Raw genomic sequence first — 14,588 nt, 5'->3', positions numbered from 1 at the left:
GTTTGCCGCCACCACGCCTCCCTGCTGAGGTGACCCCATGGATCACGCAGCGGTACTGGCCGCGTACGACCGGCAGATGCGGCACGACGCCCGGAGCGCGGGCGCGGGTTCGCAGGTGGAGCGGGGCCGTGACGTCGTCCGGGTGACCGGCTCGGCGCACGACTGGAACGGCGTCCTGTGGGCCGACATCGACGAGCCGACAGCGGACGCGGTGATAGCGGAGCAGGTGCGCCACTACACCGGCGCCGGGCGCGAGTTCGAATGGAAGCTGCACTCCTACGACCGCCCCGCCGACCTCGCGGAGCGTCTCCTCGCGGCCGGGTTCGAGGCCGAACCGACGGAGACCGTGATGGTCGCCGAGGCCGGCTCCCTGCCCGCCGGCCCCGAGCTGCCCGACGGCGTCCGGCTGCTCCCGGTGACGGACAAGACGGGCGTGCGGCTCATGTCCGAAGCCCACCTCGCGGCCTTCGGCGAGGGCGACGCGGCACTCAGTGAGCACCTCGCCCGGCGCGTGCTCGACCAGCTCACCGACGCGCCCGACGACATCGTCGCGGTCGTCGCCATGGCCGGCGACCGGCCGGTGTGCGGTGCGCGCATGGAGTTCTGTCCGGGCACCGACTTCGCCGGGCTCTGGGGCGGCGGCACGGACCCGCAGTGGCGTGGCAAGGGCATCTACCGCGCGACGGTGGACTACCGCGCCCGGATCGCCGTCGAGCGCGGCTACCGGTACCTGCAGGTCGACGCCTCCGACGACAGCCGCCCGATCCTGGACCGCCTCGGTTTCGCCACGCTCTGCACGACGACGCCGTACGTGTACCAGCCATAGGTGTACGTACAGCCATACGCAGCGTCGCCCAGCCGATCGCGGGCGATCACCAACACCTGCCGAGGCGCAGCGCCGTCACAAGCGTCCCCGGCTGCCCTGGACCCGAATGAAAGCGTGTTGCCGGGGAATACGAACGCCGCTCGAGAAACTGGAAGGGACGTCTGGAAGGGACGTGTGGTCGTGTCGAAGCCTGAGCCGCGCCAAGTGAGGACTCTGCTCGCCCGTTACGCGAACGCACGCATCGCGCTGGCGGAGAAGCCCGGGCCGGCGTGGCAGCGTGAGCTGGCGGACGTGACCCGCACGCTGTGTACCGTGACCGGGACCCGCTCGATCACCCGTGCGATCGCGGCCGCTGACGAGGTCCTGGCGGCGGCGAAGGGGGCCCGGGCGACCCGCCGGACGTCCCTGACCGCGGACACGACCGTCGCCGCCTGAGGCCACCGCCTCACCGGCCGACGGAGTCAGGGCAATCATCGCGGGTGGCGGTGGAGACCCCGATGGGACATGGCTGTTGTCAGCCGGGGCAAGAGGGAACCGGTACCGCGCCGACGGCAGGACGCGGTAGGTGAGCCGAGACCGGGGAGGCCGAGTGTTCGAGGGGTTCGAGACAGCGCAGATCGATGTCGGTGAGGCCCGCACCTTCGTCCGCTTCGGTGGGAACGGCCCGCCCGTGGTCCTGCTGCACGGGCATCCCCGCACGTCGGCGACATGGCACCGGGTCGCTCCGCTGCTTGTCCGCGCCGGCCACACGGTGGTCTGCCCGGACCTGCGGGGCTACGGGCGCTCCAGGGGACCGCGCTTCACGGCGGATCACGCGGGCTATTCCAAGCGTGCGGTTGCCGGGGACGTGGTGGCCGTGATGCGCCACCTCGGGCATCGCCGGTTCGCGCTCGTCGGGCACGACCGCGGAGGGAGCGTGGCGCTGCGCCTCACCCTCGACCACCCCGAGACCGTCTCCAAGGTGGCCTTCGCGGACTGCCTGCCGTTGACGGAACATTTGTCCCGGATCACCGCCGAGTTCGCCACTCAGTGGTGGCACTGGTTCTTCTTCGCGCAGCCGGGCATCCCCGAGCGAGTCATCAACGCCGATCCCGACCGTTGGTACCGCGGTGACCCAGAGGTGATGGGACAGGAGAACTATGACGAGTGGCGGCAGGCCACCCGCGACCCCGACGTGGTGCGGGCGATGCTCGAGGACTATCGCGCCGGCCTCACCGTCGACCGACAGCATGAGGAAGCGGATCGGGCCGCCGGTGCGCGCATCGGCTGCCCGACGCTGGTCCTCTGGTCTCTCCAGGACGACTTGGAGGATCTCTACGGTGATCCCCGCGTGGTCTGGCGCCGGTGGGCCGACAACGTCCGCGGCCACGGCATCGAGGCCGGGCATCATGTCGCCGAACAGGCGCCCGAAGCCCTGGCCTCTGCACTTACCGACTTCCTTCAGCAGGACTCGGACCTCGAGTAGCGACTGTCGTTTGTCCAAGCGCCGCCTGCAAGCGCCGCCTGCTGCCGCATCGCGCTAGCGGATCGGCATCCCCGACAGCGTGCGCGCGATGACGAGGCGCTGGATCTCGCTCGTGCCCTCGAAGATCGTGTAGATCGCGGCGTCGCGGTGCATGCGCTCCACCGGGTACTCGCGGGTGAAGCCGTTGCCGCCGAGGATCTGCACGGCCTGCGCGGTGACCTTCTTGGCGACCTCGCTCGCGTACAGCTTCGACATGGAGCCCTCGGCCGACTCGAACTTCTTGCCCGTGGTGGCCATCCAGGAGGCGCGCCACACGAGGAGGCGGGCCGCGTCGATCTGGGTGCGCATGTCGGCGAGCTGGAAGGCGATGCCCTGGTTGTCGATGATCGGGCGGCCGAACTGGGTGCGCGTCTTGGCGTACTCCAGGGCCTCCTCGTACGCGGCACGCGCCGTGCCCACCGCCATCGCGCCGACCGCCGGACGGGACGCCTCGAACGTGGCCATCGCCGCGTTCTTGACGCGCTCGCCGCCGGACTTGGCGCGCTCCCGGGCGCGGGCCATGCGCTCGTCCAGCTTGTCCTTGCCGCCGAGGAGGCAGTGGCCGGGGACGCGGACGTCCTCCAGGACGACCTCGGCGGTGTGCGAGGCGCGGATGCCGTGCTTCTTGAACTTCTGGCCCTGGGAGAGGCCGGGGGTGTTCGGCGGGACGATGAAGGAGGCGTGGCCCTTCGAGCCGAGTTCGGGGTCGACGACCGCGACGACGACGTGGACGTTGGCGATGCCGCCGTTGGTCGCCCAGGTCTTCGTGCCGTTGAGGACCCACTCGTCCTTGGCCTCGTCGTAGACCGCGCGGGTCCGCATGGCCGCCACGTCGGAGCCGGCGTCCGGTTCGGAGGAGCAGAAGGCGGCGACCTTGACGTCGTTCACGTCGCCGTACATCTGCGGGATCCAGGTGCCGATCTGCTCCTCGGTGCCGTTGGCCAGCACGCCGACGGCGGCGAGACCCGTGCCCATGATGGACAGGCCGATGCCGGCGTCGCCCCAGAAGATCTCCTCGGTCGACATCGGGATGCCGAGGCCCGAGGGGTCGAAGAACTGCTGGGCATAGAAATCGAGCGAGTAGATCCCTATCTTCGCCGCTTCCTGGATGATGGGCCACGGGGTCTCTTCGCGCTCGTCCCACTCGGCGGCCGCGGGGCGGATCACGTCGGCGGCGAAGCCGTGGAGCCAGTCCCGGACTTCCTTCTGTTCGTCGTTGAGCTCCATGGTGAACTCGGCCATGACCCCTCCAGGACCTGCGATCAGCTGCGGCGTGCGAACAACCGCGATGTTACTTGCGGTAACCGCAGTCTGTTACCGGCCAGTAGTCCATGTCAACTCCCGGCGGCCGGTTCGGTGGGCCCCGGCCGCCGGGTGTTACGTTGCGCGTGCGTCACCGATTCAGCATGGGCGGGGAGAAACGATGGAGACCACGCAGCGGACCGAACAGCAACGGTCCGCGGATCATCAGCGGCGACGGCGAGAGCTGCTCGAGGCCGCGGACCGGGTCGTGCTCCGCGACGGCCCCGGCGCCTCGATGAACGCCATCGCCGCCGAGGCGGGGATCACCAAGCCGATCCTCTACCGCCACTTCGGCGACAAGGGCGGCCTCTACGCCGCGCTCGCCAAGCGGCACACCGACGCACTCCTCGAAGCCCTGCGCGCCGCGCTCGACGCGCCCGCCGAGCGCAGGGAGCGGGTCGAGGCGACGCTCGACACCTACCTCTCGGCGATCGAGGCACGCCCCCAGGTCTACCGCTTCCTCATGCATCCGTCGGAGGCCCCCTCCCCCGGCGAGCCGGGCTTCGACGTCGGCCTGCACTCGGCCCCGCTGCTGCGCCGCCTCGGCGAGGAGCTCGCCGAGGTCATCGAGGAGCGTGTCGACCTCGGCCCGGAGAGCGCCCAGCTCGCCCGGGTGTGGGGGCACGGCATCGTCGGCATGATGCACGCGGCCGGCGACTGGTGGCTCGGCGAACGGCCGTGCTCCCGCGCCCAGTTGGTGCGCAGCCTCGCCGACCTGCTCTGGGGGCGGCTCGCGGCGGCGGGCAACCGCGTCGGCGGTCCCGGGTTCTGAGACCCTCAGGAGTTCCAAGAGGCCCTGGCGGCGGCCCGCAGCACCCTGCGGCGCCGCCAGCCCGTGACCCGGTCGGTGTAGACACCGCCGTCCAAGTGGTCGCACTCGTGCTGGAGACAGCGCGCGAACCAGCCCGTCCCGTGCACCCGCACGGGCTCCCCCCGCACATCGACGCCCTCGACCACGGCGTGGTCGAAGCGCGGCGTGCCCGCTTCGAGCCCCGGCAGCGAAAGACAGCCCTCCGGCCCGCGCACCGTCACCCCGTCCACCTCGACGAGCCTCGGATTGACCACGTGCCCGAGGTGACGGACGTCCTCGTCGTCGGGACAGTCGTAGACGAACACCCGCCGGCCCACGCCGATCTGGTTCGCGGCGAGTCCCACGCCGCGCGCGGCGTACATCGTCGCGAACATGTCCTCGACGAGGCGCGCCAGTTCGGGGCCGAAGTCGGTGACCTCCTCGCAGGCCGTGTGCAGCACGGGGTCACCGAGCAGGGTCAGAGGTCGTACGCGCCCCGAGGCGCCCGGGATCGTGCCGTGTCGCATGGCGGCAAGAGTACGGTCCTAGGCATGGAGCGGCACCGCCGAGGTGCCGAGGTGGTGCCGTGATTCGGGCTTGCAGATGGATCTCGATAGGCTGAGCAGCGAAACGATGCCGGGGGCAGGCGCGGCGCCGTACGCAAGGAGGATCTCGACAGATGTCAGGCAACACGGACCCGCTGTCGCCGCGGGCCAAGCTGGCCGTGACGGCGGGCAAGGCGGCCGCGGCGGTGTCGCGGGCTGCCGGCCGCGGCAGCGGATCGGTGATCGGCGGCAAGGTCGCGCTCAGGCTCGACCCCGAGCTGCTCGGACGGCTCGCCACGCACCTGGACGTGGTCCTCGTGTCGGCCACCAACGGCAAGACGACCACCACGCGTCTGATCGCCGAGGCGCTGCGGGCCAGCGGCCCGGTCGTCTCGAACGCGCTCGGCGCGAACATGCCCGCCGGAATCACCTCGGCGCTCGCCGGCGGCTCCGACGCCAGGTTCGGTGTGATCGAGGTCGACGAGAAGTACCTCGCGGGCGTCGCCCGTGACGTCGACCCGAAGGCGATCGCCCTGCTCAATCTCTCGCGCGACCAGCTGGACCGCGCCGCGGAGACCCGCATGCTCGCCGAGAGGTGGCGCGAGGGCCTGGCCGGTTCCAAGGCCGTCGTCATCGCCAACGCCGACGACCCGCTGGTCGTCTGGGCGGCCTCCTCCTCGCCGAACGTGGTGTGGGTGGCCGCGGGCCAGGAGTGGAAGGACGACGCCTGGTCGTGCCCGTCCTGCGGTGGCGTCATGCAGCGCCCCGGGGACGACTGGTTCTGCGGCGAGTGCGGCTTCCGCCGCCCGGCGCCCAGCTGGGTGCTCTCCGGCGACCACGTCCTGGACCCGCACGGCTCGGCCTGGCCGATCCACCTCCAGCTGCCCGGCCGCGCGAACAAGGCGAACGCCGCCACCTCGGCAGCCGTCGCCGCCGTCTTCGGAGTGCCGCCCCAGGTCGCCCTGGAGCGGATGTATCAGGTGCAGGCCGTCGCCGGACGTTACGACGTCGTGCAGTTCCAGGGCCGCGACCTGCGGCTGCTCCTCGCGAAGAACCCGGCGGGCTGGCTCGAAACGTTTTCGCTGATCGACCCGCCGCCGACCCCGGTGATCCTCTCGGTGAACGCGCGCGGCGCGGACGGCACGGACACCTCCTGGCTCTGGGACGTCGACTACACCCGCCTCGCCGGTCACCCGATCTTCGTGCTCGGCGACCGCAAGCTGGACCTGGCCGTCCGCCTGGAGGTCGCGAACCTGGACTTCCGCGTCTGCGAGAGCGTCGACGAGGCGGTGCAGCTCGCCCCGCCGGGACGCATCGAGACGATCGCGAACTACACCGCGTTCCAGGACCTGCGCCGCCGCGTCGGCAACTGACCCGCCCGGCCCCTCTAGATCTTCGTAGGGACAAATGAGCATGAGCGACAACAGCCTGCGGCTGGTGTGGGTCTACCCCGACCTGCTGAGCACGTACGGAGACCAGGGCAACGCCCTGGTCGTGGAGCGCCGCGCCCACCAGCGCGGCCTCCAGGTCGAGCGCTACGACGTACGCAGCGACCAGCCGGTGCCCACCTCCGGCGACATCTACCTGATCGGTGGCGGCGAGGACCGCCCGCAGCGCCTCGCCGCCGAGCGGCTGCGCCGCGACGGCGGCCTGCAGCGGGCGGTGGGCAACGGCGCGATCGTCTTCTCGGTCTGCGCCGGGTACCAGATCCTCGGCAACGAGTTCATCAACGACCTCGGCCAGCGCGAGCCGGGCCTCGGTCTGCTCGACGTGGTCTCCACCCGCGGTGAGGGCGACCGGTGCGTCGGCGACGTCCTCGGCGACATCGACCCGCAGCTGGGACTGCCCCCGCTGACCGGCTTCGAGAACCACCAGGGCATCACGCACATCGGCCCGGCCGCGCGGCCCTTCGCCCGCGTGACGCTCGGCCGCGGCAACGGCACGGGCGACGGGACCGAGGGCGCGTACAACGGGACGGTCTTCGGTACGTACATGCACGGCCCGGTCCTCGCCCGCAACCCGCTCATCGCGGACCTGCTGCTCAAGTTGGCCCTCGATGTGAACGCGCTGCCGCCGACGGACGACCGCTGGTACGAGGCGCTGCGCTCCGAGCGCATCAACGCCGCGCAGCAGCCCGCGTAACACCTGGCGGAACACCCCGGCACGAGAGCCCGCTTGACGCCCCGCACGCACATGTGAGCGGGGCCGTCCAGCCTTCGGACGCAAGGTGCGGCCCCGCCCCCCGGCGCCTATAGGGTGGCGGGGATCCAGCCGGACGACGTGGTCCGGTCATCGACCCACGTTGCAAAGGTATTCCGGGCAATGCGCATTGGTGTCCTGACCTCCGGCGGCGACTGCCCCGGCCTGAACGCCGTCATCCGCTCCGTCGTGCACCGCGCGGTGGTGGACCACGGCGACGAGGTCATCGGCTTCCACGACGGCTGGAAAGGCCTCCTGGAATGCGACTACCGCAAGCTGGACCTCGACGCGGTGGGCGGCATCCTCGCCCGCGGCGGAACGATTCTCGGCTCCTCGCGCGTGCAGCCCGCCCACCTGCGGGACGGCGTGGAGCGCGCCAAGGGCCACGTCGCCGAGCTCGGCCTCGACGCGATCATCCCGATCGGCGGCGAGGGCACGCTCAAGGCGGCCCGGCTCCTCTCCGACGCGGGCCTGCCCATCGTCGGTGTGCCCAAGACCATCGACAACGACATCGCGGTCACGGACGTCACCTTCGGCTTCGACACGGCCGTCGGCGTCGCGACCGAGGCCCTCGACCGCCTCAAGACCACCGCGGAGTCGCACCAGCGCGTGCTCATCGTCGAGGTGATGGGGCGGCACACCGGCTGGATCGCCCTGCACTCGGGCATGGCGGCGGGCGCGCACGCGATCGTCGTCCCGGAGCGCCCCTTCGACATCGAGGAACTGGCCCAGAAGGTCGGCGAACGCTTCTCCGCGGGGAAGAAGTTCGCGATCGTCGTGGCCGCCGAGGGCGCCAAGCCCCGCGAAGGCTCCATGGAGTTCGACGTGGGCGACAAGGACGTCTACGGCCACGAGCGGTTCGCCGGCATCGCCCGGCAGCTCTCCCTCGAACTGGAACAGCGCCTCGGCAAGGAGGCCCGTCCGGTCATCCTCGGCCACGTGCAGCGCGGCGGCACCCCCACCGCGTACGACCGCGTCCTCGCGACCCGCTTCGGCTGGCATGCCGTGGAGGCCGTGCACCGCGGCGAGTTCGGCAACATGACGGCGCTGCGCGGCACGGACATCACGATGGTGCCGCTCGCGGAGGCCGTCGAGACGCTGAAGACGGTGCCCGAGGAGCGGTACGCCGAAGCGGAGTGCGTGCTCTAGCCCGGTTGCCCCGCGTACTACTTGCCCCCGGTCGTGTCAGCGGCCGGGGGCGGTTCTACTCTGGTGCGGACACACGTCGCACAATCCGCACGAATCAGGAGCCACTGGATGGATCACAGCGGGCACGGCATGAACATGGATCTGCCGCCGTTCACGCTGGGGCGAGGCCTCGAACTGTCGGCCGACCCCTTCTTCCTCATCGGCTGCCTGGTGGCGCTCGCCCTGTACGGGTGGGGTGTGGCACGGCTCGTGCGGCGCGGTGACAAGTGGCCGGTGGGCCGCACGATCTCGTTCGTGATCGGCATCCTGACCGTGCTCCTCGTCATGTGCACCAAGCTCAATGACTACGGCATGGTCATGTTCAGCGTGCACATGGTGCAGCACATGGTGATCAGCATGCTGTCGCCGATCCTGCTGCTGCTCGGCGCGCCGATCACGCTGGCGCTGCGCGCCCTGCCGGTCGCCTCCCGCGGCAGCAAGGGACCGCGCGAGTGGCTGCTCTGGCTGCTGCACAGCCGCTACATCAAGATCATCACGCACCCCGCGTTCACGATCCCGCTGTTCATCGCGAGCCTGTACGCGCTCTACTTCACGCCGCTCTTCGACACGCTGATGGGCTCCAAGCCGGGCCACATCGGGATGATGGTGCACTTCCTCGCCGTCGGCCTGGTCTTCTTCTGGCCCATCATGGGCGTCGACCCGGGGCCGCACCGGCCGGGCTACATCATGCGAATGCTGGAGCTGTTCGCGGGCATGCCGTTCCACGCGTTCTTCGGCATCGCCCTGATGATGGCGACCCAGCCGATGATCGGCACGTACATGCATCCGCCCGCCTCGCTCGGCATCGACGCGCTCGAGGACCAGGAGGCGGCCGGCGGCATCGCCTGGGCGTTCAGCGAGATCCCGTCCGTGGTGGTTCTGGTGGCCCTGCTCTTCCAGTGGCGGCGCTCGGAGGACCGTGAGGCGCGGCGCAAGGACCGTGCCGCGGACCGCGACGGTGACAAGGAGCTGGAGGCGTACAACGCCTATCTGGCCTCACTGGCCGCTCGCGGACGCTAGCGCCAGAGGGTCTTCCCGGGTCACGATGGTCTTCGGACCGCGGTTCGGGCGCTACGGCGCCGCGGGCTGCCGGGAGGAGGCTGAGCGATGCCCGGTTCCACGAAGACCATGGGTGGGTTCACCATCGGAGGCCTGGTCATGGTGACGGCCTACACAGCGGCACTCGGAAGCAACGGCTGGTTGTGGTTCGGCTGGGTGGTGCTCGGCCTGATCACGCTGGCGATGGTGCTGTCGCGCGCCACATGAGCGCCGTGCCGCGCGACAGCTGTCCGGACGGCCCACAAGCCGCACCGAAAGCCTCACAAGCGGGAGGCTCCGCAGCGAGAGCCTCTATAGCAGGAGGCTCGGCAGCGAGAGCCTCTACAGCAGGAGGCTCGGCAGCGGGAAGCTCAGAAGCGGAAGACGTGCCCGGTGTCCGCGTCCAGCGTGCACGCGTTCGGGTACGTCTTGCGCCAGCTGACCGATCGGCCCTTGTGCGTCCCGGTCACCCTCGCCGTGACCGGCTCGTACTCCTTCGTGCACACGTGCGGGTCGTCGGGGAGCCTGTTGAAGTCGCCCCGCGCCCGAGCGATGGCCTCGCAGGCATTGGCCGCCTGCGGGTGGTGACCCGCCGGCTCGGGGGCACAGTGCAGCATCACCCCGCGGATCCAGGAGCTGTCCGCGCCCGTGACGGTGAGGAAGAGCCCGCGCTTCGGAGCGGGAGTCGTGTCCGCGGCCTGGGCGGGCGCGATCGCGCCGAGGGAGAGCAGAGCGGCGGCGGCGAGGATGAACGGGCGCATGGGGACCTCCGGGGTGCACGTCGGATATGACGGTGACGGTGACGTTCCGTGGCGTCGGGAACGCCGGATTCTGCGGCGTCGGGGACGCCGGGTCTCGCGGCGGCGGGGACGCCGGGGCGAGGCCAGGGCACCCTTCGCGCGTGCCGTCCGGCGAGCCGCCGCGCCGGTCGTTCCCCCGCCCGGCCGCACGTAAGGGCCCGAACGGGCTCTCGCGTCCGCGCCATCGTTTGGCTACTGTGCGTCGGCACCGGGACCAGGGGGAAGGCTGCCGCCATGTTCTACCTACTGCTGAAGCACGTGATCCTCGGCCCGCTGCTCCGGCTGATGTTCCGGCCCAGAATCGAGGGCCTGGAGCATGTGCCGGACACCGGCGCGGCGATCGTCGCGGGCAATCACCTGTCGTTCTCCGACCACTTCCTGATGCCGGCCATCATCAAGCGCCGCATCACGTTCCTCGCGAAGGCCGAGTACTTCACCGGGCCGGGCATCAGGGGCCGGCTGACGGCCGCGTTCTTCCGCAGCGCGGGGCAGATCCCGGTGGACCGCTCCGGGAAGGAGGCGGGCCAGGCGGCGATCCGTGAGGGCCTCGGCGTGCTCCGCAAGGGCGAGCTGCTCGGCATCTATCCGGAAGGCACCCGCTCGCACGACGGCCGGCTGTACAAGGGCAAGGTGGGCGTCGCCGCGATGGCGCTGAAGGCTCAGGTGCCGGTCGTTCCCTGCGCCATGATCGGCACGTTCGAGGCGCAGCCGCCCGGCCAGAAGGTCCCGAACCTCAAGCGGGTGACCATCCGCTTCGGCGAGCCCCTCGACTTCTCCCGCTATGTGGGCATGGACGGCGAGAAGGCGGTCCTGCGGGCCGTCACCGACGAGATCATGTACGCGATTCTCGGGCTCTCCGGGCAGGAGTACGTCGACAAGTACGCGGCCGTCGTGAAGGCGGAGGAGGCGGCGGAGGCCGAGCGCGCCGCGGCGGGGGCCAAGGAGCGGCGGAAGTTCCCGAAGATGCCCCTGAGCTGAGCTCTCGCTGCCCTACTCCCCCACTCCTCCGCTTAATCCGCTCCCCTGTCTGCTCAGCTCCCCCGTCTACTCAGCTCCCGCTCGGTCCGCTCCTCCGTTTACTCCGCTCCCGCTCGGTCCGCTCCCCCGTCTGCTCCGCTCCCCGCCCGGCGCGTCTGCTGAAAGCAGATCCCCTCCCGGCGCCCGTGCACCCCCGCGTACGGTCCGATCATGATGAAGGCATTGGTGATCGGCGCGACGGGACAGATCGGGCGGGTGGCGGCAAAGGCCCTCGCCGAGGACGGCTGGGCGGTGACGGCGGCGTCGCGGGGCGCGGACCGCGACGAACGATGGCCCGGGGACGTACGGGCGGTGCGGCTCGACCGGGAGGACGACGCGGCGCTCGCCGACGCGCTGGGCGACGGCGTGGATCTCGTGGTCGACATGGTGGCGTTCACCGCGGCGCACGCCCGGCAGTACGCCGGCCTCGCCGACCGGATCGGGTCCGCGGTGGTGCTCTCCAGCGGAGCGGTCTACGCGGACGGGCGGGGCCGCAGCTTCGACACCCAGGACCAGCCCGACGGCTTCCCCGAGTACCCGGTGCCCGTCCCGGAGGGCCAGCCCACGGTCGAGCCCGGCGACTCCACGTACGGCACTCGCAAGATCAAGATCGAGCGGGAACTCCTGGCGCTGGGCGAGACGCTGCCCGTGACGCTGTTGCGGGCCGGGGCGATCTACGGCCCGTACTGCCGTACGCCGCGCGAGCTGTACTTCGTGAAGCGGAACCTGGACGGGCGGCGCACGCGCGTCCTCGCCCACGGCGGGCTCAGCCGCTTCCACCCGGTGAGCGTCCACAACATCGCGGAGCTGATACGGCTCGCCGCGGGGCGGCCCGGCTCGCGGGTGCTCAACGCGGGTGATCCCGAGGCTCTTGCGGTCGCGGAGATCGGCGCGGTGATCGACGCCGTGATGGGGGTCGAGGGCAGGACGGAGACAGTGACGGTGCCGGGTGAGGCACCCGCCGCGAACGTGGGCGTCACGCCCTGGAGCGCGCCGCACCCGGTGGTCTACGACATGTCCGCGGCGGAGCGGGAACTGGGCTACCGCGCGGTGACGACGTACGCCGACGCCGTCACGGAGACCGTCGACTGGCTCACCGAGCGGCTGGGCGGCCGCGACTGGCGCGAGGCGTTCCCGAAGATGGCCGAGAACTACGACCCGTCGGTCGATCTCTTCGACTACGCGGCGGAGGACGAGTGGCTGGAGTCCCGGCGGTCCTGAGGCCACCCGGCAGACGGGCCGCCACCGGGAGTTGTCCCGGTGGCGGCCCGTCCGGTCCGTCTCCGCGTCGTACGCGTTACGGCTTCGGCGTGGCGTGCGGGCCGCAGGTCACGTCGGAGGCGTCCAGCTCGCCGGTCAACAGGTAGTTGTCGACACGGTCGTTGAGGCACGGGTTCGCGATGTTGGTGATGCCGTGCGAACCGGCGTCCTTCTCCGTGACCAGGCGGGAGCCCTTGAGACGCTTGTGCAGTTCGACGGCGCCGGGGTACGGCGTGGCGGCGTCACGGGTGGACTGGACGATCAGCGTCTTCGGCAGGCCCTTGTGGGTGCGGATCTCGAGCGGCCGCTGCTGCTTGCTCGACCAGGTCGCGCACGGCAGATTCATCCAGGCGTTGCCCCAGGTGAAGAAGGGGCTGGTCTTGTGGATGCGGGTGTTGTCGCGGTCCCACTTCTTCCAGCTGCGGGGCCACTTGGCGTCGGCGCACTCGACGGCCGTGTAGACCGCGTTGCCGTTCTCCTGGGCGATGTTGCCCGCGGTGTCGGCCATGTCGGGGCTCGCCGCCTCGACGAGGGGCTTCGGGTCGCCGGCGACGTACTTGCTCCAGTTCGTGGCGATCTCGACCCAGTACGAGTCGTAGTACGGCGCGTTCTGGAAGTAGGAGTGCAGCTCCGCCGGGCCGACGACGCCGTCGAGGGGCTCCTTCTTCGCGGTGGCGCGCAGCTTGTCCCACTGGGCGCGGACCTTGTCGTAGGTGTCGCCGAGGTGGAAGGCGGCGTCGTTCTTCGCGACCCACTCCATCCAGTCGATGAGACGCTTTTCGAAGGCCACGTCCTGGTCGAGGTTGACCTCGTACCAGATCTTGTCCGTACGCGGGTTGACCACGGAGTCGAAGACCATGCGGCGCACGTGCGTCGGGTAGAGGGTGCTGTAGACCGCGCCGAGGTAGGTGCCGTAGGAGACGCCGAGGAAGTTCAGCTTCTTCTCGCCGAGCGCGGCGCGGATGACGTCCAGGTCGCGGGCGGTGTTGAGCGTCGTCATGTGCGGGAGCAGGTCGCCGCTGCGCTCCTGGCAGCCGTCGGCGTACTCGGCGGCGAGCTTGCGCTGGGCGCGCTTGTCGGCCTCGCTGTCGGGGACCGGGTCGAGCTTGGGCGCCTTGACGAACTCCTGCGGGTCGACGCAGGAGACGGGTGCGGAGTGGCCGACGCCGCGCGGCTCGAAGCCCACGAAGTCGTACGCCTTGGCCGTCTTCTCCCAGAGCTTGCTCTTGGTGACGACGCGGCGCGGGAAGCGCAGGCCGGAGGCGCCGGGGCCGCCCGGGTTGTAGACGAGGGCGCCCTGGCGCTCGTCCTTGCTGCCCGTGCTGCCGATGCGGTCGACGGCGAGCTTGATCTTCTTGCCGTTCGGCTTGGCGTAGTCGAGCGGGACGGTGACCCAGCCGCACTGGATGGGCTTCTCCAGGCCCCAGTCGGCGGGGCAGTCCCGCCAGTCGATGCCGGCCTTCGCGGCACGCTGCGCGGCGAGGGCGGCGCCGCGGGCCTCACGGTCCTTGCCGGAGCCGGCCGCGGTGGCGGTCGCGGTCCCCTTCACGTCGGCGTTGGCCGTCGGGGCGGTGACGGCGCCCGCTATCAGCGTCGCCGCGACGAGGGCACCCGCGGATCCGAGCACCGCCGTCCGTCTGGTCCCTGAGGTCCTTCTCAAGTGAAGCCTCCCGCACATCGATTCGATCAAGTTCGATCAGTACGGGGGATCTTTGCGCCTGTCGGGCTGCGGAGGACAGGTGGGACGGGCGTTCTTTACCAATCCGATAAACGGATTGGTACGACCCGGTGAGCGGTCGGCGCATGCCGGAGGCCCGGGCCCCGATGACCTGCAAGACCACTGACGCACGAACCTGCGAGCCCGGGTGCTGGGAAGGGTTGCGACCAGCGTGGTCGTGTCGCCGCCTGGCACGGCGGGAAAAACGGTTAACCCGGTGACAGGTATCCGGCGCTTCCCTGAAACTCCGTCCCCTCGGCGAGCCAATGTCTGTGTTCGCGAAGTGAGGGTTTAACGATCCGGGCAAGGAGGGTTTTTAGCGCAATGAGCAGAGCGGAATTACTTCACCCCCACCGGCCGCCCTGGCGTGCTACTGTCGTCTCAGTTGCAGTTGTGGTTCCC

15 protein-coding genes are annotated in these 14,588 nt (G+C 70.5%); 11 read left to right on the top strand and 4 right to left on the bottom strand.

Annotated elements, in window-relative coordinates; genetic code table 11:
- The first annotated feature begins 37 nt into the window (after nucleotides 1-37).
- The 3 genes from AB0N81_RS11190 to AB0N81_RS11180 all read left to right on the top strand — a co-directional run bounded on the left by AB0N81_RS11190 (nucleotide 38) and on the right by AB0N81_RS11180 (nucleotide 2,291).
- Nucleotides 38-826, top strand: coding sequence for a GNAT family N-acetyltransferase (locus AB0N81_RS11190; RefSeq protein ID WP_365357517.1), 789 nt, complete (start codon nucleotides 38-40; stop codon nucleotides 824-826).
- Between the two features lie 180 nt (nucleotides 827-1,006).
- Nucleotides 1,007-1,261, top strand: a complete 255-nt coding sequence (locus tag AB0N81_RS11185; protein ID WP_365357516.1) for a DUF5133 domain-containing protein — start codon at nucleotides 1,007-1,009, stop codon at nucleotides 1,259-1,261.
- Between the two features lie 154 nt (nucleotides 1,262-1,415).
- The gene (locus AB0N81_RS11180; protein ID WP_365357515.1) at nucleotides 1,416-2,291 is read left to right on the top strand and encodes an alpha/beta hydrolase; all 876 of its coding nucleotides are present in this window, start codon (nucleotides 1,416-1,418) and stop codon (nucleotides 2,289-2,291) included.
- Nucleotides 2,292-2,345: 54 nt separating this feature from the next.
- On the opposite strand, the gene AB0N81_RS11175 is transcribed toward AB0N81_RS11180, so the two are convergent.
- Nucleotides 2,346-3,572 carry an acyl-CoA dehydrogenase family protein gene (locus tag AB0N81_RS11175; RefSeq protein ID WP_365357514.1) on the bottom strand — a complete coding sequence of 409 codons (1,227 nt, stop codon included), beginning with the start codon at nucleotides 3,570-3,572 and terminating at the stop codon, nucleotides 2,346-2,348.
- Between the two features lie 181 nt (nucleotides 3,573-3,753).
- Here AB0N81_RS11175 and AB0N81_RS11170 point away from each other — a divergent pair, with 181 nt between their 5' ends.
- Nucleotides 3,754-4,404, top strand: a complete 651-nt coding sequence (locus AB0N81_RS11170; protein WP_365357513.1) for a TetR family transcriptional regulator — start codon at nucleotides 3,754-3,756, stop codon at nucleotides 4,402-4,404.
- A gap of 5 nt (nucleotides 4,405-4,409) precedes the next feature.
- On the opposite strand, the gene def is transcribed toward AB0N81_RS11170, so the two are convergent.
- A complete protein-coding gene (gene def, locus AB0N81_RS11165; RefSeq protein ID WP_365357512.1) occupies nucleotides 4,410-4,949 on the bottom strand; it encodes a peptide deformylase in 540 nt (179 codons plus the stop codon).
- Nucleotides 4,950-5,101: 152 nt separating this feature from the next.
- Between def and AB0N81_RS11160 the strand changes: the two genes are divergently transcribed.
- From AB0N81_RS11160 to AB0N81_RS11140, 5 genes are all read left to right on the top strand, one after another.
- On the top strand, nucleotides 5,102-6,340 hold the full coding sequence (locus tag AB0N81_RS11160) for a MurT ligase domain-containing protein (RefSeq protein WP_365357511.1): 1,239 nt from the start codon (nucleotides 5,102-5,104) through the stop codon (nucleotides 6,338-6,340).
- Between the two features lie 40 nt (nucleotides 6,341-6,380).
- Complete coding sequence (locus AB0N81_RS11155; RefSeq protein ID WP_365357510.1) at nucleotides 6,381-7,109, top strand: glutamine amidotransferase; 729 nt, start codon at nucleotides 6,381-6,383, stop codon at nucleotides 7,107-7,109.
- Between the two features lie 180 nt (nucleotides 7,110-7,289).
- Nucleotides 7,290-8,315 carry a 6-phosphofructokinase gene (locus AB0N81_RS11150; RefSeq protein WP_365357509.1) on the top strand — a complete coding sequence of 342 codons (1,026 nt, stop codon included), beginning with the start codon at nucleotides 7,290-7,292 and terminating at the stop codon, nucleotides 8,313-8,315.
- A 108-nt stretch (nucleotides 8,316-8,423) separates the two neighbouring features.
- On the top strand, nucleotides 8,424-9,374 hold the full coding sequence (locus AB0N81_RS11145; RefSeq protein WP_365357508.1) for a cytochrome c oxidase assembly protein: 951 nt from the start codon (nucleotides 8,424-8,426) through the stop codon (nucleotides 9,372-9,374).
- Between the two features lie 87 nt (nucleotides 9,375-9,461).
- A complete protein-coding gene (locus AB0N81_RS11140; protein ID WP_362990474.1) occupies nucleotides 9,462-9,620 on the top strand; it encodes a hypothetical protein in 159 nt (52 codons plus the stop codon).
- 143 nt (nucleotides 9,621-9,763) lie between these two features.
- On the opposite strand, the gene AB0N81_RS11135 is transcribed toward AB0N81_RS11140, so the two are convergent.
- Entirely contained in the window at nucleotides 9,764-10,153 is a 390-nt protein-coding gene (locus AB0N81_RS11135) for an SSI family serine proteinase inhibitor (protein ID WP_365357507.1), read from the bottom strand.
- A gap of 273 nt (nucleotides 10,154-10,426) precedes the next feature.
- Here AB0N81_RS11135 and AB0N81_RS11130 point away from each other — a divergent pair, with 273 nt between their 5' ends.
- Nucleotides 10,427-11,170: a lysophospholipid acyltransferase family protein gene (locus AB0N81_RS11130; protein ID WP_365357506.1), complete on the top strand. Its 744-nt coding sequence runs from the start codon at nucleotides 10,427-10,429 to the stop codon at nucleotides 11,168-11,170.
- Nucleotides 11,171-11,380: 210 nt separating this feature from the next.
- Nucleotides 11,381-12,430, top strand: coding sequence for an NAD-dependent epimerase/dehydratase family protein (locus AB0N81_RS11125; RefSeq protein WP_365357505.1), 1,050 nt, complete (start codon nucleotides 11,381-11,383; stop codon nucleotides 12,428-12,430).
- A 76-nt stretch (nucleotides 12,431-12,506) separates the two neighbouring features.
- Here the strand turns inward: AB0N81_RS11125 and AB0N81_RS11120 are convergent, their stop codons facing one another.
- Nucleotides 12,507-14,147, bottom strand: a complete 1,641-nt coding sequence (locus AB0N81_RS11120) for an alpha/beta hydrolase (protein WP_365357817.1) — start codon at nucleotides 14,145-14,147, stop codon at nucleotides 12,507-12,509.
- Nucleotides 14,148-14,588: the final 441 nt, after the last annotated feature.

The sequence above is a fragment of the Streptomyces sp. NPDC093510 genome (assembly GCF_040683555.1).
Lineage (GTDB): Bacteria > Actinomycetota > Actinomycetes > Streptomycetales > Streptomycetaceae > Streptomyces.
Note: the sequence above shows the minus strand (reverse complement) of the source record. Positions and strands in the feature narration are given on the sequence as shown.

Coding starts and splice junctions, on each gene's coding strand:
- AB0N81_RS11190 (WP_365357517.1), top strand. CDS start 38: ATGGATCACGCAGCGGTACTGGCCGCGTACGACCGGCAGATGCGGCAC.
- AB0N81_RS11175 (WP_365357514.1), bottom strand. CDS start 3,572: ATGGCCGAGTTCACCATGGAGCTCAACGACGAACAGAAGGAAGTCCGG.
- AB0N81_RS11170 (WP_365357513.1), top strand. CDS start 3,754: ATGGAGACCACGCAGCGGACCGAACAGCAACGGTCCGCGGATCATCAG.
- def (WP_365357512.1), bottom strand. CDS start 4,949: ATGCGACACGGCACGATCCCGGGCGCCTCGGGGCGCGTACGACCTCTG.
- AB0N81_RS11160 (WP_365357511.1), top strand. CDS start 5,102: ATGTCAGGCAACACGGACCCGCTGTCGCCGCGGGCCAAGCTGGCCGTG.
- AB0N81_RS11155 (WP_365357510.1), top strand. CDS start 6,381: ATGAGCGACAACAGCCTGCGGCTGGTGTGGGTCTACCCCGACCTGCTG.
- AB0N81_RS11150 (WP_365357509.1), top strand. CDS start 7,290: ATGCGCATTGGTGTCCTGACCTCCGGCGGCGACTGCCCCGGCCTGAAC.
- AB0N81_RS11145 (WP_365357508.1), top strand. CDS start 8,424: ATGGATCACAGCGGGCACGGCATGAACATGGATCTGCCGCCGTTCACG.
- AB0N81_RS11140 (WP_362990474.1), top strand. CDS start 9,462: ATGCCCGGTTCCACGAAGACCATGGGTGGGTTCACCATCGGAGGCCTG.
- AB0N81_RS11135 (WP_365357507.1), bottom strand. CDS start 10,153: ATGCGCCCGTTCATCCTCGCCGCCGCCGCTCTGCTCTCCCTCGGCGCG.
- AB0N81_RS11130 (WP_365357506.1), top strand. CDS start 10,427: ATGTTCTACCTACTGCTGAAGCACGTGATCCTCGGCCCGCTGCTCCGG.
- AB0N81_RS11125 (WP_365357505.1), top strand. CDS start 11,381: ATGATGAAGGCATTGGTGATCGGCGCGACGGGACAGATCGGGCGGGTG.
- AB0N81_RS11120 (WP_365357817.1), bottom strand. CDS start 14,147: ATGTGCGGGAGGCTTCACTTGAGAAGGACCTCAGGGACCAGACGGACG.